This window comes from Halalkalibacter flavus (genome assembly GCF_036663575.1).
Classification (GTDB): Bacteria; Bacillota; Bacilli; order Bacillales; family Bacillaceae_D; genus Halalkalibacter; species Halalkalibacter flavus.
This window is the reverse complement of record NZ_JAWRVK010000004.1, coordinates 136,078-160,274: the sequence shown is the minus strand read 5'-3', so window position 1 is coordinate 160,274 and position 24,197 is coordinate 136,078. Positions and strand designations below refer to the sequence as shown.

General features: G+C 37.7%; 22 protein-coding genes. 12 read left to right on the top strand and 10 right to left on the bottom strand.

Going from position 1 to position 24,197, the window contains the following annotated elements; all coding sequences use genetic code 11:
• Positions 1-192 precede the first annotated feature (192 nt).
• A complete protein-coding gene (locus tag SAY88_RS04425; RefSeq protein ID WP_332629660.1) occupies positions 193-1,275 on the top strand; it encodes a glycosyltransferase family 4 protein in 1,083 nt (360 codons plus the stop codon).
• Positions 1,272-2,051, top strand: coding sequence for a HipA family kinase (locus SAY88_RS04420; RefSeq protein ID WP_332629658.1), 780 nt, complete (start codon positions 1,272-1,274; stop codon positions 2,049-2,051). Before SAY88_RS04425 ends, SAY88_RS04420 begins: the two co-directional genes overlap by 4 nt.
• A gap of 47 nt (positions 2,052-2,098) precedes the next feature.
• Here SAY88_RS04420 and SAY88_RS04415 read toward each other — a convergent pair whose 3' ends face one another.
• Complete coding sequence (locus SAY88_RS04415) at positions 2,099-2,428, bottom strand: toprim domain-containing protein (protein WP_332629655.1); 330 nt, start codon at positions 2,426-2,428, stop codon at positions 2,099-2,101.
• Positions 2,429-2,638: 210 nt separating this feature from the next.
• On the opposite strand from SAY88_RS04415, the gene SAY88_RS04410 reads away from it, so the two are divergent.
• Positions 2,639-2,932 (top strand): hypothetical protein, encoded by a 294-nt coding sequence (locus tag SAY88_RS04410; protein ID WP_332629652.1) that lies wholly within the window; start codon positions 2,639-2,641, stop codon positions 2,930-2,932.
• 36 nt (positions 2,933-2,968) lie between these two features.
• Here SAY88_RS04410 and SAY88_RS04405 read toward each other — a convergent pair whose 3' ends face one another.
• The 3 genes from SAY88_RS04405 to gltB form a co-directional block, all read right to left on the bottom strand.
• Positions 2,969-3,289, bottom strand: a complete 321-nt coding sequence (locus SAY88_RS04405) for an antibiotic biosynthesis monooxygenase (protein WP_332629650.1) — start codon at positions 3,287-3,289, stop codon at positions 2,969-2,971.
• A 175-nt stretch (positions 3,290-3,464) separates the two neighbouring features.
• Positions 3,465-4,949 (bottom strand): glutamate synthase subunit beta, encoded by a 1,485-nt coding sequence (locus SAY88_RS04400; protein ID WP_332629648.1) that lies wholly within the window; start codon positions 4,947-4,949, stop codon positions 3,465-3,467.
• A gap of 3 nt (positions 4,950-4,952) precedes the next feature.
• On the bottom strand, positions 4,953-9,548 hold the full coding sequence (gltB, locus tag SAY88_RS04395; RefSeq protein WP_332629645.1) for a glutamate synthase large subunit: 4,596 nt from the start codon (positions 9,546-9,548) through the stop codon (positions 4,953-4,955).
• 273 nt (positions 9,549-9,821) lie between these two features.
• Here gltB and SAY88_RS04390 point away from each other — a divergent pair, with 273 nt between their 5' ends.
• Both SAY88_RS04390 and SAY88_RS04385 read left to right on the top strand, forming a co-directional pair.
• A complete protein-coding gene (locus tag SAY88_RS04390) occupies positions 9,822-10,295 on the top strand; it encodes a hypothetical protein (RefSeq protein ID WP_332629642.1) in 474 nt (157 codons plus the stop codon).
• A complete protein-coding gene (locus tag SAY88_RS04385; RefSeq protein WP_332629640.1) occupies positions 10,292-10,795 on the top strand; it encodes a hypothetical protein in 504 nt (167 codons plus the stop codon). Before SAY88_RS04390 ends, SAY88_RS04385 begins: the two co-directional genes overlap by 4 nt.
• A 58-nt stretch (positions 10,796-10,853) precedes the next feature.
• On the opposite strand, the gene SAY88_RS04380 is transcribed toward SAY88_RS04385, so the two are convergent.
• Positions 10,854-11,927, bottom strand: coding sequence for a DNA alkylation repair protein (locus tag SAY88_RS04380; protein ID WP_332629637.1), 1,074 nt, complete (start codon positions 11,925-11,927; stop codon positions 10,854-10,856).
• Between the two features lie 210 nt (positions 11,928-12,137).
• Here SAY88_RS04380 and SAY88_RS04375 point away from each other — a divergent pair, with 210 nt between their 5' ends.
• Entirely contained in the window at positions 12,138-12,956 is an 819-nt protein-coding gene (locus SAY88_RS04375) for a formate/nitrite transporter family protein (protein ID WP_332629635.1), read from the top strand.
• Between the two features lie 195 nt (positions 12,957-13,151).
• Here the strand turns inward: SAY88_RS04375 and SAY88_RS04370 are convergent, their stop codons facing one another.
• Positions 13,152-14,159, bottom strand: coding sequence for an SIR2 family NAD-dependent protein deacylase (locus SAY88_RS04370; RefSeq protein WP_332629632.1), 1,008 nt, complete (start codon positions 14,157-14,159; stop codon positions 13,152-13,154).
• Positions 14,160-14,350: 191 nt separating this feature from the next.
• Positions 14,351-15,280: a LysM peptidoglycan-binding domain-containing protein gene (locus SAY88_RS04365; protein ID WP_332629630.1), complete on the bottom strand. Its 930-nt coding sequence runs from the start codon at positions 15,278-15,280 to the stop codon at positions 14,351-14,353.
• A 331-nt stretch (positions 15,281-15,611) separates the two neighbouring features.
• Between SAY88_RS04365 and SAY88_RS04360 the strand changes: the two genes are divergently transcribed.
• A complete protein-coding gene (locus SAY88_RS04360; protein ID WP_332629627.1) occupies positions 15,612-17,039 on the top strand; it encodes an alanine/glycine:cation symporter family protein in 1,428 nt (475 codons plus the stop codon).
• An 85-nt stretch (positions 17,040-17,124) separates the two neighbouring features.
• Here SAY88_RS04360 and SAY88_RS04355 read toward each other — a convergent pair whose 3' ends face one another.
• On the bottom strand, positions 17,125-17,421 hold the full coding sequence (locus SAY88_RS04355; RefSeq protein WP_332629624.1) for a DUF6407 family protein: 297 nt from the start codon (positions 17,419-17,421) through the stop codon (positions 17,125-17,127).
• A 160-nt stretch (positions 17,422-17,581) separates the two neighbouring features.
• Between SAY88_RS04355 and SAY88_RS04350 the strand changes: the two genes are divergently transcribed.
• The gene (locus tag SAY88_RS04350; RefSeq protein WP_332629620.1) at positions 17,582-19,045 is read left to right on the top strand and encodes an NADP-dependent isocitrate dehydrogenase; all 1,464 of its coding nucleotides are present in this window, start codon (positions 17,582-17,584) and stop codon (positions 19,043-19,045) included.
• A 141-nt stretch (positions 19,046-19,186) separates the two neighbouring features.
• Here SAY88_RS04350 and SAY88_RS04345 read toward each other — a convergent pair whose 3' ends face one another.
• Entirely contained in the window at positions 19,187-20,164 is a 978-nt protein-coding gene (locus tag SAY88_RS04345; protein WP_332629617.1) for a ring-cleaving dioxygenase, read from the bottom strand.
• Positions 20,165-20,499: 335 nt separating this feature from the next.
• Between SAY88_RS04345 and SAY88_RS04340 the strand changes: the two genes are divergently transcribed.
• Positions 20,500-20,940, top strand: coding sequence for a hypothetical protein (locus SAY88_RS04340; protein WP_332629614.1), 441 nt, complete (start codon positions 20,500-20,502; stop codon positions 20,938-20,940).
• Positions 20,941-21,111: 171 nt separating this feature from the next.
• Positions 21,112-21,714 carry a spore protease YyaC gene (gene yyaC, locus SAY88_RS04335; protein WP_332629611.1) on the top strand — a complete coding sequence of 201 codons (603 nt, stop codon included), beginning with the start codon at positions 21,112-21,114 and terminating at the stop codon, positions 21,712-21,714.
• A 371-nt stretch (positions 21,715-22,085) separates the two neighbouring features.
• On the opposite strand, the gene SAY88_RS04330 is transcribed toward yyaC, so the two are convergent.
• Positions 22,086-22,712 carry a LysM peptidoglycan-binding domain-containing protein gene (locus SAY88_RS04330; RefSeq protein WP_332629608.1) on the bottom strand — a complete coding sequence of 209 codons (627 nt, stop codon included), beginning with the start codon at positions 22,710-22,712 and terminating at the stop codon, positions 22,086-22,088.
• A gap of 164 nt (positions 22,713-22,876) precedes the next feature.
• On the opposite strand from SAY88_RS04330, the gene SAY88_RS04325 reads away from it, so the two are divergent.
• Complete coding sequence (locus SAY88_RS04325; RefSeq protein WP_332629606.1) at positions 22,877-23,896, top strand: CotS family spore coat protein; 1,020 nt, start codon at positions 22,877-22,879, stop codon at positions 23,894-23,896.
• Positions 23,897-23,985: 89 nt separating this feature from the next.
• On the top strand, positions 23,986-24,192 hold the full coding sequence (locus SAY88_RS04320; RefSeq protein WP_332629604.1) for a heavy-metal-associated domain-containing protein: 207 nt from the start codon (positions 23,986-23,988) through the stop codon (positions 24,190-24,192).
• Positions 24,193-24,197: the final 5 nt, after the last annotated feature.

Below are 24,197 nucleotides of genomic sequence, written 5' to 3'. Positions count from 1 at the left end.
TGTAGATACCTTTAGTGTAAAGTGCAAATATTAATCTAGTATAAAGATATATTAAAACAAATGTAAAAATTCGAATTAACTCTTTGAGGGTATCTTTACAAACAACACATAATCTTAACGAATTTAATACGTACAATTCCCCAACCTCTCACATCTACTAGTAGAGTAAAAACGTTACAACAGGAGGGAATTATGAAGATATTAGTAATCTGGCGTCTTCTAACGGTTGGTGGGGTCAATGCTGGCTGGCGAAATCGTGCGGTTTACTTTAAAAACTACGGAATCGACACTGAATTCCTTTATACAAAAGATCTCGGCGGCATACACATGATGAAGGATGTCTCAAAAGTCTATTTAACAAAAGATAAAAATGAAATCATTCATATTATTAGAATGAACCATTATGATGCGATCATCGTTGTTGATACAGCCGAAGCTTATAAATGGCTTCAAGAAGCTAATTATAATGGTCCTATCATCACAGAGGCGCGCACACCTGAAATTATCAAGCTAGCACCTCATCTAGATTTCCAACATACTAATCCTGAAGTCATCGTCGTTCCTTCCCATCATCAAAAAAGAGTCACTTCCATCCTACATGATAATGTACCTATACAAGTTATTTACAATGGAATTAACGTTTCTTTTTTTAAACCATTACATGACTTTTCAAATGATATTGCCCCTTTTCTTCAAGAAAATAAAAAAATAATTGGCTGGATTGGTCGAGTTGATAAAAGAAAAAATTGGAGGCTACTATTAAAAATCGCACAAATCATGAAAGACACACGCGATGATGTGGAATTTTGGGTTATTGGTGGGGCAAAAAGCGTTCAAAAGGAGAAATTTACAGTTGAGTGGCAAGCACAAAAACTAACAGACCTTATTAAATGGTTTCCAGTTATTCCATACCAGCAAATGCCACTAGTTTATTCAAAAATTAGGAAATCAGGAGGCTGCACTCTAGCAACAACAAAAGGCGAGTCTTTTGGGAATACCTTTATCGAAGCAATGGCTTGCGGAGTTCCTATCGTTGCACCAAACATTTCTTCTATCCCAGAAATTGTAGATCATAAAAAAAATGGCTATTTATTTAAAGAGAACAATGAAAAGAATGCAGTTAAAGCAATTACTAAAATTATCGATAGCAACGAAAAGTACTCTTTCATGTCTAATAGCGCTCGTGACAAAGTACTCAGTCACTTTTCAATTTCCAAATGCGCAGACCAATACATTCAACTGCTCCATTCAGTTGTGAAAGAGGGAAAATCATGATCACCCCTATACAACATGTAAAAAGGCTTGAAAATAATACGAATAACGTACATGTTCTAACATTTAATGATCAAATGGAATATGTCGTTAAATTTCATTTGTTGCATCATAGAAAAGCATTAGTAAATGAATGGTTAGCCTATTGCTTAGCCAAGTATCTTCAATTACCGATTCCATCGTCAAAAATAGTTGAAATACCACGGGATGTTTATCTGACAATCCCTGAACTTCACGATCTACCTTATGTTAAGCACCACATTGCCCTACAATACAAAATGAACCGAGTAAACGGGCATAGCGCGAGTACGGTAAATGAAATTGTAAACAATGAACAACTAGCTGGGATCATCGCGCTAGACTATTGGTTATGTAATACAGACAGAACTCGGAATAATATACTGTTAAAAGAAATAAGCCAAAACCAATACCACCTTTCAATTATTGATCAAGCTAAATGTTTTGACTCTACCTCTTGGACTGTATCAGACTTAGAAAACTTGCCAGAAGGAATCCTGCAAAGCTCAACTCATCAAATGATGGCTCGTTTTATTACGAATGAAGTGAAATTTAAAGAGCAACTTGAGATTATTCAGGCAATACCAATGCTTTTAATTGATGAAGTCCTGTCATTTATTCCTGAATGCTGGATGCTTACAAAGGAAGAAAGAAAAGCGATTGTTAAAACATTAAAGCATCGAAAGTATAAAGTTCTGCCAAATGTACTCAATGAATTTGTAGCAAACGTTTACCTGCCCGAAGTGGGGCGTGAAGAATAAGAAAGCACTAATCGAGCCGGCAATTAATACTGGCTCGATTACGCATTTCAATACATTTCCTTCACCTTAAAATAACCTCGTAACACTTCAGCAAGATAATCAAAAGGCGTCGTTTCTACTTGCCGATAGCCTTTTTGCGTATACAAATGAGTTGCATTCGGCAATTCTCGTTTTAATTGTTTTCGTAAACTCTCTCCTGCTTCATCGGCATCAACAAGAATATAAACATCTAAATCTTCAATTGGGATAATCAACGTCTCAAGCTTCTCTTCACTTAATGTTCCATATGTGCAAATAACATTGACATTCTCATCAAGAACTTTCTTTACCCTCTTTCGATCACTTGTACCTTCTACAATGAGGACTTTTTCTTCCATAATCGCCATCCTTCTTCATTCTTATTTATGTTAAAGCTATCATAAGATTATTTCGCATCAATGTCCAAAATGTCTAAATCCTTTTTTGATAACCTATACATTTTCTGTAATCGCTCTAATATGAACGATTTTCAATAATGGTAAGCGCTCCTTTATGGATAAAATGCCAGAAATGCACAACACTAAGCATGTATGAAAGGGGTGAAATTAATGAATTTTGATATTACATCGATTTATAACAACATGCCAGATTTCCAAAGTCACTCTGAAGCAAGATCTTGGTTTAAAGAACAATTCGGGGATCGATTTTTATTAAGAAATAGTGATGAATTCGAAGGAGATCGAGTGTATTATTATCATCTCGTGAAAAACCCGGAAGTTTATGAAGAATATATGGAAACCCTATCAAATGATGCAGGCCCTGAAATTACCAGCATGGAGCCGTTTGAAAGTTACTCAACGATCGAAATTAGTGAAGATGGCGGGATTAGTTTCTCTATATAATTAAAAACAAGAGGTTGCACAAGCCTCTTGTTCAAATTATTTCTTTGCTGTCTTAACAGCATGTACATTATACAACCCGCCCTCAGATTGAATAATGTATTCTGGCTTTGGCTTTCCTAAATTTGCTTTGTGACCGGCGATATGTGCTTCACTCTTCTCCCACTTCTTCCAATGCTCTTCAGATTCCCAACGAATTTGGACAATGACTTCTTCATCACCTCGTCTTACCTTCTTAGTCATAACGGTTGAATCAATAAATCCTTCCTGTTCTTCGATAATTCCAGGTTTACTAAAACGTTCTACTACTTGATTTGCATTGCCCTCAGTTACTTGTATTTTCCTCAATTGAATAAACATCTCAACTCTCCCATCACTGGATTATAGTAACATTATATATGATAATGATAATGATTATCATTGTCTATTATTTTTTGGTGTAAATTGGGTCTGTTGGTAGTTTACTCGCCCGCCATTTCAGCCATATCCCTAACTAAAATAATTCCTGCCCCAAAAGGAGCAGGATTCCTAATACCTATGGCAAACTAGTCTCGCCCATTAAATATCGATCACACTCTCTTGCTGCTTCTCTACCTTCATTAATTGCCCAAACAATCAAACTTTGCCCTCTGCGCATATCCCCCGCAGCAAAAACCCCTTCAATATTGGTCGTATACTTCCCATATTCTGCTTTCACATTAGAGCGTTCGTCTGTTTCAACATTCAACTTTTGAATAAGGCTTTGTTCAGGACCACTAAATCCGATTGCTAGTAAGACAAGCTGAGCTGGCCACACTTTCTCTGTTCCTGGAATTTCTTTACGAACCTTTCTGCCATACTCATCTTTCGTTGTTTCAACACCAATTGTATGAATCTCTTTCACATGCCCGTTTTCATCTCCAACGAATTTCTTCGTCATCACCATATAAGCACGTGGGTCTGATCCAAATACTGCTGCAGCTTCTTTATGGCCATACTCAACTCGGTGAATCACTGGCCATTGCGGCCATGGGTTGTCATCTGGCCTAACGTCACCCTTTTTCTCATAAATATCAAATTGGGTCAGGCTTTTACATCCGTGGCGGACGGATGTCGCTAAACAATCCGTTCCGGTATCACCCCCACCGATGACAACGACATCTTTGTCTTTCGCTGAAATGTACTCTCCGTCTTCAAGGTTTGAGTCTAGCAAGCTTTTCGTATTAGAGTGGAGAAAATCCATTGCATAATGAATTCCTTTGAGCTTACTCCCTTCCACTTCAATGTCACGATGTTTTGTTGCCCCACCGCATAACACGACTGAATCAAATTCTTCCTGAAGTTTAGAAATCGGGTAATCCTTGCCGACATTGGTATTCGTAATAAATGTAATCCCTTCTTCTTTTAAAAGATTTACCCTCCGCTCCACGACTGCATACGGAAGCTTCATCTCTGGAATTCCATACGTTAACAGTCCACCAATTCGGTCATGACGCTCAAATACCGTTACATTGTGACCGGCTTTATTTAACTGTGCTGCACAAGCCAAACCAGCAGGCCCCGATCCAATTACGGCCACTTTTTTATCTGTTCTAACTTCTGGAGGTTCTGGCTTGACCCAGCCTTCGTTAAAACCTTTTTCAACAATCTCTAGCTCAATGGAACGAATCGCAACTGGCGGTTCGTTAATTCCAAGAACACAGGCGCCTTCACAAGGGGCCGGACAAGCCATTCCAGTGAATTCAGGAAAATTATTCATTTTATGCTCGCGACGCAATGCTTCTTGCCATTGTCCTTGATAAACTAGATCGTTCCATTCAGGAATCAAGTGATGAACAGGACAACCAGAGGTCATCCCATTTAACATCGTTCCTGTATGACAGGTTGGGATTCCGCAGTCCATGCAGCGAGCACCCTGTTGCTTTAGTTCTTTTTCATCAAGTCGTAACGTGTAATCGTCCCAATCCTCAATCCGTTTTTTAGGGTCACGTTCGGGTCTAGACTGCCTTTGATAATCGATAAAACCAGTTGGCTTTCCCATCGCTCACCCTCCATCTTTTATTTGATTCACTGCTTTTTTACTATCTTCAAATGCCGCAAGTGCGGCTTTATATTTGCTTAATCCGGTAGCTTCATAACGCAGGATTCGCTCTTGCATTTCTAAATAGTCTTTTGGTATGACTCGAACAAACTTATCTTTCATCCTTGACCAATCTTCAAGCAATCTTTTTCCAAGTGGACTATTCGTATACTGTACATGTTTTTCTACCAATTGGTACACCATTTGAATCTCAGCCTCGTCGCTTACTTGCCCCAAAATTACTTGCTCCTGATTGCATTTTCTACTAAAATCATCTGATTCATCGAATACATATGCGACTCCGCCTGACATTCCAGCTGCAAAGTTCTTTCCTGTTTTTCCAAGAACAACGACTTTCCCACCGGTCATGTACTCACAACCATGATCGCCTACCCCTTCTACTACAACATGAGCACCACTATTCCTCACACAGAATCGTTCCCCTGCAATGCCATTGATATAAGCTTCACCAGCCGTTGCTCCGTAAAAAGAGACGTTTCCGACTATGATGTTTTCTTCTGGTACAAAAGTACTTTTTCGTGAAGGGTGAACAATAATCTTACCACCTGATAAGCCTTTTCCTAAGAAGTCGTTCGCATCACCAATAAGTCTCATTGTGAGTCCTCGTGGAATAAAGGCAGCAAAGCTTTGCCCGGCTGATCCTTTGCAAGTCAGGTCAATTGTGTCTTCTGGCAAGCCCATTGCTCCGTAACGCTTCGTAATTTCACTTCCAAGCATCGTTCCTGCAACACGGTTGATGTTACGAATTGAAAAAGTCGCTTTGACCTTTTCTTGATTTTCAATTGCCTCCGTACACAGTGGGATTAACTCCTGAGCATCTAATGTCTTATCGAGTCCATGAGCTTGCTCCACCGTGGCATATCTGCTAACTTTTTCAGGTACGTCCGGCTGATAAAGCAATTCACTAAGGTCAATTCCTTTTGTTTTCCAATGCGTAATCGCCTGATTAGCCTCCAATACGTCCGTTCGACCAATCATCTCATTCATTGTTCTAAATCCTAGTTCAGCCATCAATTCTCGTACTTCTCTAGCGATAAATCTCATAAAATTTGCGACATGCTCTGCTTCTCCAGGAAATTTCTTTCTTAGATCCGGATTCTGAGTTGCCACTCCTACTGGACATGTGTCAAGATGACAAACGCGCATTAAGATGCAGCCTAACACGACTAATGGTGCGGTTGAAAATCCGAATTCTTCTGCTCCTAGAAGTGAAGCAATGACAACGTCTCTCCCCGTCATCATCTTCCCATCGGTTTCAACGACAATTCGGTCACGCAACCGATTTAATAACAACGTTTGGTGTGTCTCGGCAAGTCCGATTTCCCAAGGCAAACCCGCATGCTTTAAGCTCGTCCTTGGTGCTGCCCCAGTGCCGCCGTCGTACCCGCTAATAAGAACAAGATCGGCTCGTCCTTTGGCAACACCGGCTGCAACTGTACCGACGCCAACTTCGGATACTAACTTGACACTAATTCGAGCAGACGGATTGGCGTTTTTTAAATTATGGATTAATTCAGCCAAATCCTCAATTGAATAAATATCATGATGTGGAGGCGGCGAGATGAGACCAACACCAGGTGTGGAACCTCTCACTTCGGCAATCCACGGATACACCTTCTTACCTGGAAGGTGCCCGCCTTCTCCTGGCTTCGCTCCTTGCGCAACTTTTATTTGAATTTCATCTGCATTCATAAGGTAATAGCTATTTACCCCAAAACGACCTGAAGCGACTTGCTTGATAGCACTTCGACGTAAGTCTCCATTCGGATCGGGAGTAAATCTTTCTGGATCTTCCCCTCCCTCACCAGAGTTGCTCCTTCCACCGATTCGATTCATCGCAATTGCCAGAGCTTCATGCGCTTCTTTACTAATCGACCCGTATGACATCGCACCTGTTTTGAACCTTTTGCATATTTGCTCAACAGATTCTACTTCATCAATTGGAATTGGTTCACGCTTTTTAAAGGAAAGCAAGCCGCGAATAGACTGCAAATTGTGGTTCGTATCTGTTAGCATTTTTGAATACTCTTTAAATAATTTGTAACTGTTAGAGCGACAAGCTTGTTGCAAAAGATGAATCGTCTTTGGATTGTATTGATGATCTTCTCCGTCTTGACGCCACTGAAAATCATCCCCTGAATCGAGTGTTTTTTCCGTTCCACGCACTTCTGCAAAAGCATGTTTATGTCGCATCATTACTTCCTGTGCAATGATATCAAGGCCAATTCCACCAATGCGGGATGCTGTTTGTGTAAAGTACTTATCAATCACACTTTGATCGATTCCAATTGCTTCAAAAATTTGAGCTCCTCGATAACTTTGTATCGTTGAAATCCCCATTTTTGATAAAACTTTTAAAATCCCATCTGTTGCCGCTTGTCGATAAACATCTATTGCGTTTTCAATCTCCATATCTCTTATGTCGCCATTTTCAATCAGCCCACGTAATGAATCATACGCCAAATACGGGTGAATAGCCTCTGCACCAAACCCAAGTAACGCTGCGAAATGGTGAACTTCTCTTGGTTCGGCTGAATCGACTAAAATACTTACTTTTGAGCGTGCTCCACTACGAATGAGATGATGGTGTAAACCTGAGACAGATAATAACATAGGTAATGCCGCATGAGTCTTGTCCACTCCACGATCTGATAAAAGGAGTAATATTGCTCCACCTTCAATTGCTTGGTCTGCCTTATTAAAGAGCATTTCTAACTGTTCTTTAAAATTCGGAACACCGTTATCTATAGAAAATAATGTAGAAAGTGTCTCGACCTTGAATGAAGATGAACTAAGCTTCTCTAACTGCTCACCGCTCAAAATAGGGCTTTCTAATTGAAGTTGCCTACAACTCTCAGGTTCAGGGTTCAATAAGTTTCTTTCTGGTCCAATTGTTGTAAGGACTGATGTAATTACTTCTTCACGGATAGCATCAATTGGTGGATTCGTCACTTGGGCGAAAAGCTGTTTAAAATAGTTGTATAAAAGCTGTGGCTTTTTTGATAAAACAGCGAGAGGTGAATCATATCCCATTGAACCAACAGGATCTTTCCCATCTGTCACCATTGGTTTTAACATTTTATTCAGCTCTTCATTTGTATAACCAAAAGCAAGCTGTTGTATTGTTCGTTCTTCTGCGTTAAACGAAATACTTTCGCTTTTTAATTCAGACAAATCATTAAAGCTAACTAAATGTTCATTCAACCAGTCTTGATATGGGAATTCAGAAGAAATTTCTTCTTTAATTTCTTCATCAGGAATAATTCGGCCTTTCTCTAAATCAACAAGCAGCATCTTTCCTGGATGCAAGCGATCCTTATATTCGATATCCTCTGCAAAAATATCAAGCGCGCCCACTTCTGACCCTAAAACAATCATTCCATCTTTTGTGACGTAATATCTTGCCGGCCTAAGTCCATTTCGATCAAGACAAGCACCAATTTGTTTACCATCCGTATATACGACTGCTGCTGGACCATCCCACGGTTCCATTAGACAGCTATGATATTCATAAAATGATTTTTTCAATGGATTAATTAGATCATCATTTGCCCAAGGCTCAGGAATCATCATCATTGCTGTGTGAGCTAACGAGCGTCCTGACAAATGCAGAAATTCAAAACAATTATCAAACATCGATGAATCACTACCATCCGTATCTATCACCGGAAAGAGCTTTTGGTGATCATTTGCGTCAAATTGATCTGATTTACACTGGGCCTCTCGCGCTTGCATCCACTTCACATTTCCTTTGATCGTATTAAATTCTCCATTATGAATCGTCATCCGATTTGGATGTGAACGCTCCCAGCTTGGAAATGTATTTGTACTAAAGCGGGAGTGGACGAGCGCTAACGCTGACTTAAAATAAGGGTGATTTAAATCAATATAAAACGAGTCTAATTGCTCAGGAATTAACATCCCTTTATAAACGATTGTTCTCGTTGATAAACTGCAAATATAGAAGCCTTCCTGATGCTCTTTATCAGTCGCTGGAACTTCTTTTTCCAACCGTTTTCGAATGACATACAATTTTCTTTCAAAAACATCTTGATCAGTTATTTCACTTGACGGTGTGATGAACATTTGGCGGATAAATGGCTTTGACTTTTTCGCCATATCTCCAACAAAGGAGTCATTGACAGGAACAGTCCGCCAGCCAAGAAATGTTTGCCCTTCCTCTTCAACTACAGCTTTAATCTGTTTTTGAACTTGTTTTCTTATACTAGGATCCTGAGGCAAAAAAACCATCCCAATCCCGTAACCGCCCTCACTTGGAAGAATGATGTTTTCTTTTTCGCATTGCTTCTCAAAGAAGGAATGCGGGATTTGCGTCAGGATTCCTGCCCCATCCCCCGTGCTCGTATCGGCCGACTGTCCTCCTCGATGCTCCAAATTACACAAAATCGTAATTGCATTTTCTACAATTTCATGCGTTTTCGTTCCATCAATATTTGCGACCATTCCAATTCCACAAGCTTCATGTTCATTAACTGGATCATACAAGCCTTGTGCAACTGGATACCCTTTCCTACTCATGACAACATCCCCTTTCACCATAAATCAAACTGGCATATGTATAAGTCCATCTTCCACACTAAAACATGGTTTACGGTTATCAATAATCATAAAGTAGTGTAAACTTCTTCCACCTTTTTCATACGGTTCACTGACAAAACTATTTTGATGTTTGAAGCTATTTTTTTGAATAACTGTTGGAACAACTTAAATTTTTTTGGATTATTGGTTCTGTATATTTCCAAATAGATAGTAAACAATAGCAACAGCTAAAAAAAAATGGAGTGGATAAATTTGGGGTTTGCACTTTTTTTCTTACTAACATACCTTATTTCATCACTATTTATCGTGATGAAAAAAAAACTAAACATTTTCGAAAATACCTTTATCTTTTTGTTGATTCTCGTGATTAACATTAATTTTTCGTGGATCCTTTTTGAAGAGTTAAGGTTTGTGACTGTGGCCGAAGAAACACTAAGTTATATTGCCTTTTTACTTAATCGAAGTTTGATAATACCTATGATTTTAGTTGTCTATGTTAACTTATTTCATACATTTAAGAATAAGTCTCGTCGTATTTACCTTACCATTTTATCGTTAGGGACTATGCTCTTACTTGTTGGAGTCTCGATCTTCTTTCAGATTCTCACGTACGTTAATTGGAATATTGGGTATGATGCCATCTACTTTGCCCTTCTTCATTTGATTGCTTTTTATACGTATCGTTTTTTAATTAAATTTGCTTATCGCGAGGTAAACTACTTATGATTTTATGGGAACAATTAGGAATTAATGAACTCTCAATTTTAATGATGCTTATCGTGGTTTTTACTGTATTTGGGCTTCTTTCAAGAAGGTTGCCTCGTTATATCACATTATTTAGTTTATTATGGGGATTTGCTAGTGCAATGTTTTTTGATTTCACCATTGGTGGAGGGTTATTTGACTTTTATCAAGTGAATGATTCACCTAGATATGAATTATTCGATCTTCTCTATTACATTTTATTTGCTCCAATCAGTTATTTCTTCATCTACTTTTATGAAAGATTAGAGATCAATAAAAAAACATTTGTTTGGTACATCATTGGCTGGAGTACCTTAGGGGTTGGAGCCAACTGGCTTTATACCCAACTCGAAATCATTCATTTCCACAGTGGGTATATACTCCCGTACTCATTTGTCGTTTTTCTTATCGTCCAAACGATAACGGGTCTGTATTACGAACTCATTAAATCACGGATGCTTACATTAGTAAATGAAAGATAAAAAAGACACTTGCTCTGCAACATACTTGCAAAAGGGCAAGTGTCTCTTTTATTAAGACTTAAACAACTTCAAAATCCAATGAAGCTTTTGGTGTACCATTAATAATAATTGTAATTGTATGCTTGCCTTGATAATGCTTCCTTGTCGATAAATTTTTAAAGGAATGCGTTTTTGAATACTCCTTTGTTTGATCATAAAGAAGTTTCATCTCTGTAATTTTAAACACCTTTTGATTCCGATTACCTCTTGCCTTCACATAATCAATTGCGTACTCTATTCTTACTTTTGTATCTTCAGTAGCTTGAATGCGAAACGAAAACTGAATGGCCTCACCAATCGCTACTTGATTTGAACACGTAAAATGGTCCAGCTTAACCGCTTCGTCATTTTCATAACCGAAGATCGCTAACACTTGTTTATCACCTTTCTTTAATAATGTACGACATGCATGTTTCACAATCCAATTTGTGTGTTCATGATCCCCATACCACTTACTCGCAATCTCTCGTACGAGGTCTGGATGTGTTTTGGAGATGTCGTTTAAATTATTCGCGACACTTTTTCGAACATACAACGATTGATCCTTTTTTAAGTTTTCTAAGATAGGTAAAACTATATAAGGGTTCTCTTTCAATTTTGGCACGGTCATTCCCCACGGGAGACGTGGTCTAGCCCCTTCACTTGCCAACCTTCTTACATGTTCGTTCGTATCAGTCGACCACGTTACTAACTGTGCGATCATTTTTTCCTGATTGGCAAGGAGAAACGGTCTAACCGCAAATTCTGATGTAGAATATTGAGTAAACTCTTTTAATGCTTGCATTGATTGGTTCCAGTGATTCATTCCGTACTGTTCAACATAATCAGGGAAAATTAAACCACTAAGGCCTTCTTTTAATGATGGATCGACTAGTGTTAAGATACGTAACGCTTCCGTATAATCTTTCGGTAACGTCTCATACAGTGCTTCTGTAATACGTCGCATCCGTTTTTTTAAAGCAAGGTTTTGCCAGTCTCTTTGAAAAATGAGCTGATGGCATACAGCACGATCATAATTGGGATATTCCGTTTTTATTGCCTTTGTGAGTGACTCAACAAAATCAAAATTATACACATCTTTTAAATTTTTCATGGGTACGATCCTTTCCATATTATATGCTCACACCACAATTTGTGAATATATTCACAAAACCTTAACAATGTAAACGCCCTCTAATTGTCTGAATTTTGACATTGATATTCCATTTAAATTATCCCTCTTTTTTTATGATACATTATCGATATTCTTAATCCAAAGCACCTCTAGAATCTACTTGAAGATAAAAATAGAAAGGTGAACAAAATGGAACATACTGCGCTATCACAAGTGGAGAGATTAGCTTTGAAGAAACAAAATGTTTACAAACAGAGTAAGTTTCGTTACTTACTGCGATCTATTTTAGCAAGTTTATTTATTGGGTTTGGCGTGATTGTTGCCTTTAAGACAGGAAATCTCTTTTATTTAGTAGAGTCTCCCTTAACTTATCCAATGGCAGCCATTACATTCGGAGCAGCAATTATCCTCATTGCCTATGGGGGAGCTGATTTATTTACAGGAAACACGTTTTATTTTACGTACACAGCATTACAAAAGAAATTGGAATGGGCAATCGTTGCTAAACTATTAAGTATGAGTTACATTGGCAACATCCTTGGCGCGATATTGTTTGCCGTCCTTATTTATTTTACAGGTCTTTTTGATGATCATTCCGTGAATAGCTTTTTATTTAGTGTCGTTGACCAAAAAATGAATACACCTTGGCTAGAGTTATTCTTCCGAGGGATATTATGTAATTGGCTTGTGTGTTTAGCTTTCTTTATCCCTATGACTCTTAAAAGTGAAGGTGCGAAAATCTTCACAATGGTCTTACTAGTTTTTTGCTTCTTTATTTCTGGTTACGAGCACAGCATTGCTAACATGTGTACGTTTGCTATTTCCTTAGTACTAAATCACCCAGATACTATTACTTTTAATGGGGTGATCCATAATCTTGTCCCAGTTACTCTTGGAAACATGATCGGTGGCAGTTTGTTAATGGGAGTGTTCTATCATTATGTTAACCAATCAAAAGAAGAGACAGATGAGCTTACATTGGTTGAGCGAAAGATATCAGTCAAATAGAATCTTTTGTTAAGAGGTTCCCTATCTTTAGAGCTCTGTTGAAGACCTTTTCCCGGCTTTCCTCAGCGGTTTCTGTCACTCAGAGCTCTGTTGAAGGACTTTTCGCGGCTCTCCTCAGCGGTTTCTGTCACTCAAAGCTCCGTTATTCCTTTGCTAATTGTGTCATCAGAGCACTGTGTCTATTACACCTCGTTTTCAATGTAACTGTAACAAGTCATTTACACCTTCAAGTGTATCTTTCGTCTTCCCCTGAATCGTGATATCAAAATTACTGTCGACTTTTTCCATATTAATAAGAACCGTTTGCCCATTTGTTAAAAAAGGGAGCTCATTAGCAGGATAAACTTCTAAACTCGTTCCAATCACAATAACTACATCCGCTTTTCTGATATGTTGGAAAGACCTTTTCCATGCAGCTTGCGGCAATGCTTCCCCAAATAAGACGACATTTGGTCTTAGTTTCCCGTTGCAGTTTTTGCATTCACCTTCAATGAATTGTTGCTTAGTGCCTTCTTTTCCGCATGCTTGGCACCATACATTGGAAATAGAACCATGAAGTTCTGCGACATTCTTGCTTCCAGCTTGTTGATGTAGTCCATCGACATTTTGTGTAACTGTCAGATGAACAAAGCCCCTCTTCTCCCAGTCAGCCAAAATCTTATGTCCTTCGTGTGGTTTAATCGCTTCAAGTGCATGCAATCGTGCACAATAAAACTGATGAAACAGGGAATATTGATTTTCTAAAGCTTCGACAGTCGCAACTGTACGTGGATCAACTTTCCTCCACCATCCTGACTTGGAACGGAAGTCCGGAATTCCACTTTCCGTTGACATCCCCGCACCTGTAAACACAACCGTATGGGAAGAAGCTCGTAAACCTTGCACTAAATTTACCCATTTAGGAACACATAGCGTAGCCCAAAGGAGAGCTTGGTTTCGGTTGATCTTTTTCTGACTGATCACATTCCAAATTTCTTCTCCAAACACTGGATGAACATAGGCAGGAATAAACTCAGTCCAGTTTTTATCAACATTATTCAATGCCTTTTCTAATGTGCCTTGCCATTTCACTTCACTCTCTAGCTCAGGCGATTCAATTCGAAACATCCATTCCCGTGATTTCATTTGCATTCCACGAACTAAAACTCTTCTATCATCCTTTGCTAGTTCTACAATTGTTTCTACTTCGGATCGAGCTTTCATCTACATTTTCCTCCCTCTCTTCTTCCCCCCAAAAAAATTATAAAACCTTAATACGATTTCCGCTTTTATGGCGATTTAAACGAAAGACACCATCTCACGGCAATAGTAAGAAAACCTTTGGCTAGAAATTCAGTTTTTTTGTGGAAAAGATCTAAAAAGCGAACAGCACCTTAAGACTGTTCGCTTCAATATTAAAACGTAATCGTTTGTAGCTGACTTAACAAACGAGGGGTAATATCCTCAGCTTCCTCCTTATCAGGCAAATGAAGAGTTATTTTTATATATTGTCCATTGATCTTTTTAACGACAACACTTTGCCTTACCTTTCCATTCTCACTTGTCATATATAGCTCATTGTTCTTATAAAAAGAGTGCAATTGTGAAACATTTTTAACTTCACGAACCGAGCCAGTAACTTGTAAATATTGCTTCGCTTCGTTCTTCATACTTGAAAGTGTTGCCTGATTTTCGACAAGTTGGACTCTTGCAAAGAAGCCATTATCTCGGTTTGAGAAAAGTTGATAAATACCTGGCTCTTCTTTCACAAATTGAAATCCACTTTGTACATTCAATTTTATTTCTTTATTTATAGTTGAACTTTTAGAAACGGCGAGTTGTTGTCCTGGAAAAATAAGATTAGAAGTTAAATTGTTCATTTGCTTCAATTCTGCAACCGTCATGTTGTTAGCTATTGAAATGCTATAAAGTGTATCTCCTTTTTTGACCTCATACTTCACTGCATTGGCGTCTTTTACCTTTAAAGTTTGAGCAGGATAAATGATAATGTTTTCTAGGTTATTTATCTTTTTTAACTCCTCGACCGTCATGTTATAGGTTCTAGATATGCTATAAAGCGTATCACCTTTTTTCACTTGATAAGACACAAGCATCCCATCTTTTACTTGCAATCTCTGACCAGGATAAATGATATTACTTGTCAACTTATTCATTTGCTTTAATTCATTTACGGTTATGTTATTTTCTGTAGCAATCCGGTACAACGTATCACCGCTCCTTACTTCATAAGTTGCTGCACCTGCACTTTGAGCAAATCCTAACATTGCTGCTAGGCCTAACGACATTGCCGTTATCTTTAATACTCTCTTCTTACTCATCCCCATTTTTGGCACCTCTTTTATTTTGTATTTCTTGATGTGTTCAAATATGTAACGTTGAGGTAGCTACTAAGGTTGCAATACGACGAGCCTAAATTTACGTTAGACTCGAATTAAAACATTAAAATCTTTTATCATAATTCTTCTTTAACTAAAATAACAAATCTAGCATAGCAACAGTCGTTTCGCCTACTCCACTATATCGCACCAACGTTTCAACCCGTTAAAGCAAAAAACTTTTTTTTTCGGATCCTGTTGATTTTTCTTGAGATACCTTTATAATTATCCTCTAATAATAATTTTCTAAATATAACTACAATAAGAGGAGTTTCTGTTCATGTTCGTTGTTGATTTTCTTAATAATATACTTTGGTCTTATGTCGTTATTTTGGGCCTGCTAGGTGTTGGCATTTATTTCACCATTCAAACAGGCTTTGTTCAATTCAGATATGTTAGAGAAATGGTACGAGTAGCTTTTGAAAAAACGCCCATACAACAACCAGGAGAAAAACCAATTTCAGCTTTCAAATCATTTTGTATAGGTTCTGCAACTCGAATCGGTACAGGAAACTTAGCTGGGGTAGCAGTTGCCGTTACATTAGGTGGTCCAGGTGCTGTTTTTTGGATGTGGATAGTTGCATTACTAGGAGGAGCAACAAGCTTTATCGAAAGTACATTAGCCCAAATTTACAAAGCAAAAGATCAAGACAAGCCAGGAACATACCGTGGAGGTCCTGCTTACTACATTACTAAAGGGTTAAATAATAGGTGGCTAGGTGCGATTGTTGCCATTTTATCTACGTTCACTTTTGGTCTTGTTTTTAATTCAGTTCAAAGCAATACAATCTCTGCTGCGTTTGAAACAGCATTCGGGTTAAATACAGTGATTGCCGGAATTATATTAGTCTTATTAACAGGTATCATTATTTATGGTGGTGTTCACCGAATTGCAAATGTAACTAGCGTTATCGTTCCTTTTATGGCTCTTTCCTATATTATTATAGCTTTATATGTTTTGATAACAAACATCCATCACTTTCCTGCTGTCATTTCGTTAATTGTAGGTAGTGCACTTGGATTGGAACAAGCAATTGGCGGGGGAATCGGTGCTGCCATTATGCACGGGGTAAGACGCGGCTTATTTTCAAATGAAGCTGGTATGGGAAGTACACCAAATGCTGCAGCAACTGCTCACGTTTCACATCCTGCTAAACAAGGGTTTATGCAAACATTAGGTGTCTACTTTGATACGTTAATTGTCTGTACCGCTACTGCGTTCATCATTCTTATCTCAACAGATGTTTATACCTCAGGCAACTATGAAGGAATTAATTTATTGCAAGCTGCATTAAGCTCACAAATAGGTGAATGGGCAAATATTTTCATTGCTATTGCAATCTTCTTATTCGCTTTTAGTTCGATTATTGGAAGCTACTACTATGGTGAAACAAACTTGCAATTAATAAAAAAAGGCAAACAGACCTTGCATGTTTATCGATTCGCAACAATGGTATTCGTGATGATCGGTTCTATTGTTGGACTAGGAGCTGTTTGGGAAGTAGCTGATTTATTTATGGCTATGACCACTATCATTAACCTTACTGCCATTGGGTTATTAAGTGGTATTGCTTTTAAAGTGTTGAATGATTATGAAACCCAACGTAAACAAGGATTAAACCCTACCTTTAATCCAATTAAGTTAGGCATCAAAAATACGGAAAGTTGGGACGTAGAAGTTAAAAACGATCAACAAAAAGTAAGCTGATAAGGACTGCGCCAACAACCGAAAAAAAGTGGAAATAGCGCCATAACTAGTCTAGAGAGGAGAAAATCACTCCTCTTTAGGCTTTTTAATGCCTTCTAACTACACAGCTATCGTAAATAACCTCAAGACCGATTTCACCCTCGTTTCCACTAGCGAATCTAGCTAATTTCAATAGCATATTTTCTTCTGCCATTGATTCCAAATATAACGTTTCAATCCTCTTATTACCTACTTCCTCAACTCTTTCTACCGTTCTTAAATCATAGTAGTCAATTGCTTTTCGAATGATTTCTTTTATTTGATTATGGTTTCCCGAATCAAAATCCCCAATTGTATGAATCATATCCTGAACAAACTGTTCAAATGATTTTTTTGAACTCACTAAAGCACCACTCTTTCTTTACTTTCTATCCGTATAAGTCAATTTTTAATATTACCAAATTCCGTTCAAATAGCAAATAACCTTATATCAATAAATAAACAACTTTGGTTCAAACTATAACGTAATAAACTAAAGACAGCTTTGAAGGGAGAGAGCATCTATGACAAACAAGCGTACCGTTACGATTGCACGAGGAGACGGAATCGGTCCAGAAATAATGGACGCGACACTGAAAATATTAGAACATGCAGGAGCAGCAATTGAACCTGAATTTATTGATATCGGTGAACAAGTTTATTTAAGTGGAAACACTTCCGGGATTCCTGATGACGCCTGGGAATCGCTTAGACGTAACAAAGTATTCCTAAAAGGGCCAATCACTACCCCTCAAGGAGGAGGCTACAAAAGTTTAAATGTTACGATTCGTAAAACATTAGGTTTATTTGCAAACGTACGACCAAATATTTCATATGCGCAATTTATTAAGACAAAGCATCCGAATATGGACCTTGTCATCATTCGCGAAAACGAAGAAGATTTATACGCTGGAATTGAGCATCAACAAACCCCTGAGGTCGTACAGTGTTTAAAACTAATTACTCGTCCTGGTTCAGAGAAGATTATTCGTTATGCATTTGAATATGCTAAAAAAAATAATCGCAAAAAAGTAACTTGTTTTACTAAAGATAACATCATGAAATTAACCGATGGGCTTTTCCATAAAGTATTTAAAGAAGTAGCTAAAGAGTACCCTGATATCGAAACAGAACACTGGATCATTGATATTGGAATGGCCAAAATTGCAGACACTCCCCAAGACTTCGATGTAATTGTCATGCCAAACCTTTATGGAGATATCGCATCTGATGTTGCTGCTCAAATTACGGGAAGTGTTGGCCTAGCAGGTTCAGCGAACATTGGTGATCAATTTGCTTTATTTGAAGCTATTCACGGCAGTGCACCAGACATAGCTGGGAAAGGCATCGCTAATCCGTCTGGTTTGCTACATGGGGCAATTATGATGCTTGTTCATATTGGCCAACCTGATGTGGCAGCTCGTATTCATAACGCATGGTTTAAAACATTAGAAGACGGGGTTCATACAGGTGATATCGCAAAAGGTGGGGCGTCTGTTGGAACAAATGAATTTGCTGAAGCAGTCATTGCAAGGCTTGGACATTTACCAACTACCGTGACTCCAGTGGAATACAAAAGTACAGAGGAAAGTGAAGAGGGTTCCTTTACTCTTTCTCCAGCGGTCAAAGATCGCCCGAAGCCAGATATCGTTCGTCAATTAGATGGGGTGGATGTATTTCTTTTTAACAACGAACAAACACCTGAAGAAATTGGTCAAGCATTAGAAAAGGTGGCTGGACCTGAGTTCTCCTTAGCCGTCATTACCAATCGAGGTGTAAAAGTATATCCAAACGGGTTCCCAGAAACATTTACAACCGATCACTGGCGTTGTCGTTTTCAAATAGCGGACGAGCAAAGTAGGATAGATCATAACGATATTATTTCATTACTAAGTCGAATTGAGAAAGCTGAGCTTGATTTTATCAAGACGGAAAATTTATATCGCTTTAATGACGAGTTAGGGTATTCGTTAGGGCAGGGACAATAATAACGGAAATGAGGGCACTGAGAAAGGTTGTCTTTCACCTCTTCAGTACCCTCTATGCAATGTGCAGAGCTACTTATCAAGGCATTGAAAAAGGATGATTTTTGCCTTTTTCAATGCTTTCAATGGTTTTGATGCCATTTCTTATTCCTTCACAAAATCTTTCGTACTTCTCACTGTATCAATTGGTCGAACCGCTTTTTCAATTGCCTCACGCTTAGATTCTAAAAACGGAGGTAACGATAACTTTTCTCCAAGTGTTTCATAAGGTTCATCCCCCATAAAACCTGGACCATCTGTTGCAAACTCGAATAAAATTTGCGGAGCAACTCTCGCGTAAAGCGACTCAAAGAAGTATCGATCCACATACCCTGAAGTTTGCAAGCCGAACTTAGGTAAACGATCGATCCATTCATTTAACACAGCACGATCTTCCACACGGAAAGCTACGTGGTGAACCGTCCCGAAGCCTTGTTGAGCTTGTGGAAGCATAACATTATGTTCAACGACTACTTGTGCCCCATTTCCCCCTTCACCTACTTCAAATAAATGAAATGATCCCTCTTTGGCAATTTCCTTAAATAAGAGTACTATTTCGAGCATTTCTTTGAAATAATCAAACTGTGCAACTGTAATAAAAATAGGCCCTAAACCCGTTATTGTATACTCCAATGGGATTGGCCCTTTTTGCCACGGTGTCCCTGGTTCAACGCCTTTATTATGCTCATCTGATATTAATTGATATTGTTGATCATCAAAATCAACGAAAGAAAGAGTCTTTTTGCTAAATTGTTCTTTAATGCCTGAATGCTTTACATCAAGACGATCAAACCGTTTGACCCAGTAATCTAGCGCTGCATCACTAGGTACACGGAATGAAGTTTTTGAAATTTCATTTGTCCCATGAGATCCTTTCGGGATTCCAGGAAAATCAAAGAAGGTCATGTCTGTTCCTGGACTGCCTGTGTCATCTGCAAAAAATAAATGATACGTTTGGATATCGTCTTGATTTACTGTTTTCTTCACTAGACGCATCCCTAATACGTACGTAAAAAATTCATAATTCTTTTCAGCACTGCTTGTAATAGCTGTTACGTGGTGAATTCCTTTTAATTCATTCATCTTTTATCCTCCAGTATACATAATCATTAAAAATAATTGACCAGTTAAATGGCCTCTAAATATTAATTGTTCTGCACCTTTTTTATTTATATTACTATTTATCTCAGATTTAATTATCTTTAATTCGAGATAAATATATCATGGATTCTCTTTTCCTGTCAATGCATGATTGGTGCTTCTTAAACCATTTGTGGCAACTTTGCATTAGTAACTCTTTTTTTATTTGTCTAATAAAAGCGTATTATGCATTATTTTCGTACATGAAAGCGCTTTAAATTAATTGATTTTCCGTTTATAATACAGATAAGGGAAAATAACACATGAGGTGATTTCATATGAAAAAGACAACTGGTAAAAATAAAATCGTCAGCAAACCAGCACTTCGTTATGTGGTCCGCTCATTGCCTGATAAAGATTTTAAATTAAATTGGAATCATGAAGATGACGACAGTATCTTATCTATTTATGACTATAAATCAAAGCAAATCAGTGTGGCGACTTTCACAAATGGAGACCAGCTCGTTTTCAAGCACTTAGATTCAACAAATCCAAAAGTGATTTCTGTTTTTGAAGAAGTACTAGGTATCCCGCTAGAAAACAGTGAAGAAAAAACATTCAATACCCTCTATTTAGAAATGGACTATCATCTAATGGAGCTTCATGAGTACATACAAGCAAATGATAAGTCCAAAATAAAAGAGACCAAAGCAAAGTTAATTTTAATAAGAGAAAAAATGGAGAAATTATACGCTAACGAAACGCTATGCAAAGCTTAATGGACCATATAACAACCTTAGACAGAGTACTTTCTTTTCAATCCAACTTAAAGGCTCCCCTTTAATTATTTCAGATAATTAAAGGGGATTTATTATGTTGCGAAGAATTATATCTTAACAGTTTTTTCAATCCAGTTATGAGATGAACGATTTTGAATGAGGTGAATGGATATGTTTCAGCAACAGGTATTACATAGTGCATCGACGTTTTCTAAATGCATCATTCCATACGATCATAAATTAGCACCATTAATCATTCGCAATAACTTATTTTCGCTTATTCCAGACGGTATAGAGCATATTTATGTTGCAGGAATAGGATCTAGCTTAATCAATGGAGACAGCCTTGGCCCTTTTGTAGGAACACTTCTTCATGACATGTATCCAAATCACTTAACTGTCTTTGGAAGCCTTCAGTTCCCATTAGATGCCCAAAACTTCGTCCCAACACTATCAGGCTTTAGCCTGCCAGCCAACAGCTTTGTTATTGCAATTGACAGCGTTCTTGGCCCCAAAAAACATGTAAATTCAATTGTCATACAAGAAGGTTCTTTGCTTCCAGGAGAAGGCTTAGGTCAAAACCTCCCTCCCATTGGAGACTGCAGTGTTATGGGTGTTGTATTAGAAGATAATCCCGCACTTGAATCTGCTCTTTTTTATACCAATCTTCATCTTATTTATACAATGGCCTCAACTATCGCACGTAGCATTTCACTTACAGTTCGGCAATATTTTCACTATCCTTCTGATCAACCTATATTGTCTAGTGGTTGATAAACAAATCTGTACGGTATCTTAATAGGGGTTTTGCGGCTTCTAAGAACAAACCCCGATATTAAATCTAAAAATGCCCCGCTACATAAGAACCTAGCCACCTAAAACGAAACCCCATTTTTCTCTTTATCTCCTTCAAAAACGGAACACTTATCGCCCTTGCCTTTTCAGCTCCCGCTAACAAACTTTCATCTAACGTCTCAGGAGATGCCATCAGCTCTTTGTATTTTTCACACGGTTCTTATAAAGAACAATTTCATCACGATAAATAATTCCTTTTTAGCTTCGTTCATGTCAGAACAATAACAGAGGTATTATTTGGTTAACAAAAAACGTTGGCAAGAAAATCAACTTTTTCTTGCCAACTGTAACTATTTTAAATAATTGTATTCATGCCAAATTCTTTCAGGGGTGACCATTGGACTAGGTACACATAGCTTTGTTCCAACTACAACCTGGTCAGGATTTTCAACATGATTATTGGCAGCAATCAAGGCCTCTAATGGAATATTGAAGCGGCTTGCCAACTCATATAATGTTTCTCCAGGTCGTACAATATGAAACCGCTCCATAGGACAGTCAACATCAATACTTGGTGGGATACAGAGCGCGTGCCCTAATAAAAGATTATAAGGATTAACGGCTGGATTGTTGTTTAAAATGTCTTCAACCGTCACATTATACATTTGGGCAATCTGGATTAGAGTGTCATTTGGTTTAACAATATACTGAAATCCATTTTCGCACGGCGGCAAAGGAATACAAATTCGCTGTCCAACAAGTAAATTATTTGGCTGAATTCCTGGATTCGCTTGTTCAAGGCTTAGTTCAGCTATATTATAGTGCTGTGCTAATTGATATAGCGTATCACCAGGTTGAACGTAATATTGTTGATCAAATGAGCAGCTCAGGCGTTGCCTAATATCGGTCCAATTAAAATTATTATAGTAATAAATAATAAGCCCTCCCTTACCTTCATTTAAGAATATTCTATTCATTTGCCTAGTTGGATGTGATTTGCGCTTAGATACCCAATATGAAAAAGAAATGGCACCGAATTCTTTTTATTTTTATTAGCTGACATTTTTTAACTAAATATATCGGTCCATACGAAAAAACTAATTCATTCATACACTACTAAAAAATGAAAGGATTTTTATCAGTGAATATTGCTAAAGTGATGGTGAATTATTCACTTAACGTCAAAAATGTCTCCTTATTATCCGATAAGGGGAGGAAAGCCGTTTGGCTAATTAATGCAGCCTCGGGAGATTTTATTTTAAAGAAAATTCCTATGAGTGAAGGCCGACTCAAATTTATGATCCATTCTATTTCTTTTTTAACTTCAAATGGTGTGATGACCCCTAGTGTTATGAGAACAACCAATGGAAGAGAGTTTGTCGCTAAGAATGGGGAGTATTATGTTTTGTTTGAAAAGGTTTATGGAAAGAAGCCTAAATATAACCAAAAAAAAGAGCTAGCGAAAATCATGAGTGGATTAGGACAATTCCATAAAGCCTCTACAGGGATTGAAATACCTAAAAATACTGAGCCGTCCTTTCTATTAGGAACGTGGAAGGATGAGTTTCAAAGAAGATACAAACAACTTGAAATTTGGAGAAAAGAACGAATACTAGCTAGTAATAAGAATAAATTTGACGAACAATTTCTTCTCCATGTGGATTCTTTCTTATCCCAATGCAACGAAGCCATATCGATTTTAGATGCTTCTTGTTATGAGCCATGGGTTGGAAATACTCAAAGAAACAAAACATTATGTCATCAAGACTTTGCAGCTGGAAACCTTGCACTTGACAAAAAAGGAAAATTACATGTATTTGATATGGACTCCCTTACCATTGATCTTCCTATTAGAGATATTAGAAAAATTTTAAACAAAGTAATGAAAAAGCAAAGCTGGGATCTTACATTAATGATTGAGATGCTTTCTTACTATCAGAAAACAAACCCATTTTCAAAAGAGCAATATTTTGTATTAATAGCTGATTGTTTATTTCCCCACCTATTTTATGGTCAAGTAAAAAAATATTACGGAAACACTGAAAGGGAATGGACTGAAAAAAAGCACCTGCAACGGTTAAAAGGTATGATTGCAATTGAACTAAGCAAAGAAAAAGTACTTCAGGCATTTAAGGGGGAAATTGATAAAGTCTTAAAATAATTTTTAAAATCCACTGTCATTTTCCTTTATCTCTTGCATAATGAAACCTTTCTTCAAAGAATAGTTTTAAACAGGAAAAGGGAAATTTTATGAAGAACATATCGCTGCAAGTTGAAAAAATAAGCTGTGGAAATTGCCTCGAAACAGTAGAAAATGCTTTAAAAGAAGTTAGTGGAGTTACTGAAGCAAAAGCGTCTCTAAAAGACAAGACAGTAAGTATTAAGTATGATGAATCAATGACTGATGTACCGCATTTGGTAAAAGCTGTTGAGGATGAGGGGTATATTATTATTTAGAATTT

What these genes read in the sequence shown, in the direction of transcription:
- SAY88_RS04360 (WP_332629627.1), top strand. Translation starts at nt 15,612, where the DNA reads ATGTTCGTTGTTGATTTTCTTAATAATATACTTTGGTCTTATGTCGTT.
- SAY88_RS04400 (WP_332629648.1), bottom strand. Translation starts at nt 4,949, where the DNA reads ATGGGAAAGCCAACTGGTTTTATCGATTATCAAAGGCAGTCTAGACCC.
- SAY88_RS04370 (WP_332629632.1), bottom strand. Translation starts at nt 14,159, where the DNA reads ATGAAAGCTCGATCCGAAGTAGAAACAATTGTAGAACTAGCAAAGGAT.
- SAY88_RS04350 (WP_332629620.1), top strand. Translation starts at nt 17,582, where the DNA reads ATGACAAACAAGCGTACCGTTACGATTGCACGAGGAGACGGAATCGGT.
- SAY88_RS04340 (WP_332629614.1), top strand. Translation starts at nt 20,500, where the DNA reads ATGAAAAAGACAACTGGTAAAAATAAAATCGTCAGCAAACCAGCACTT.
- SAY88_RS04345 (WP_332629617.1), bottom strand. Translation starts at nt 20,164, where the DNA reads ATGAATGAATTAAAAGGAATTCACCACGTAACAGCTATTACAAGCAGT.
- SAY88_RS04380 (WP_332629637.1), bottom strand. Translation starts at nt 11,927, where the DNA reads ATGAAAAATTTAAAAGATGTGTATAATTTTGATTTTGTTGAGTCACTC.
- SAY88_RS04320 (WP_332629604.1), top strand. Translation starts at nt 23,986, where the DNA reads ATGAAGAACATATCGCTGCAAGTTGAAAAAATAAGCTGTGGAAATTGC.
- yyaC (WP_332629611.1), top strand. Translation starts at nt 21,112, where the DNA reads ATGTTTCAGCAACAGGTATTACATAGTGCATCGACGTTTTCTAAATGC.
- SAY88_RS04330 (WP_332629608.1), bottom strand. Translation starts at nt 22,712, where the DNA reads ATGAATAGAATATTCTTAAATGAAGGTAAGGGAGGGCTTATTATTTAT.
- gltB (WP_332629645.1), bottom strand. Translation starts at nt 9,548, where the DNA reads ATGAGTAGGAAAGGGTATCCAGTTGCACAAGGCTTGTATGATCCAGTT.
- SAY88_RS04375 (WP_332629635.1), top strand. Translation starts at nt 12,138, where the DNA reads ATGGAACATACTGCGCTATCACAAGTGGAGAGATTAGCTTTGAAGAAA.
- SAY88_RS04410 (WP_332629652.1), top strand. Translation starts at nt 2,639, where the DNA reads ATGAATTTTGATATTACATCGATTTATAACAACATGCCAGATTTCCAA.
- SAY88_RS04385 (WP_332629640.1), top strand. Translation starts at nt 10,292, where the DNA reads ATGATTTTATGGGAACAATTAGGAATTAATGAACTCTCAATTTTAATG.
- SAY88_RS04405 (WP_332629650.1), bottom strand. Translation starts at nt 3,289, where the DNA reads ATGTTTATTCAATTGAGGAAAATACAAGTAACTGAGGGCAATGCAAAT.
- SAY88_RS04365 (WP_332629630.1), bottom strand. Translation starts at nt 15,280, where the DNA reads ATGGGGATGAGTAAGAAGAGAGTATTAAAGATAACGGCAATGTCGTTA.
- SAY88_RS04420 (WP_332629658.1), top strand. Translation starts at nt 1,272, where the DNA reads ATGATCACCCCTATACAACATGTAAAAAGGCTTGAAAATAATACGAAT.
- SAY88_RS04425 (WP_332629660.1), top strand. Translation starts at nt 193, where the DNA reads ATGAAGATATTAGTAATCTGGCGTCTTCTAACGGTTGGTGGGGTCAAT.
- SAY88_RS04415 (WP_332629655.1), bottom strand. Translation starts at nt 2,428, where the DNA reads ATGGAAGAAAAAGTCCTCATTGTAGAAGGTACAAGTGATCGAAAGAGG.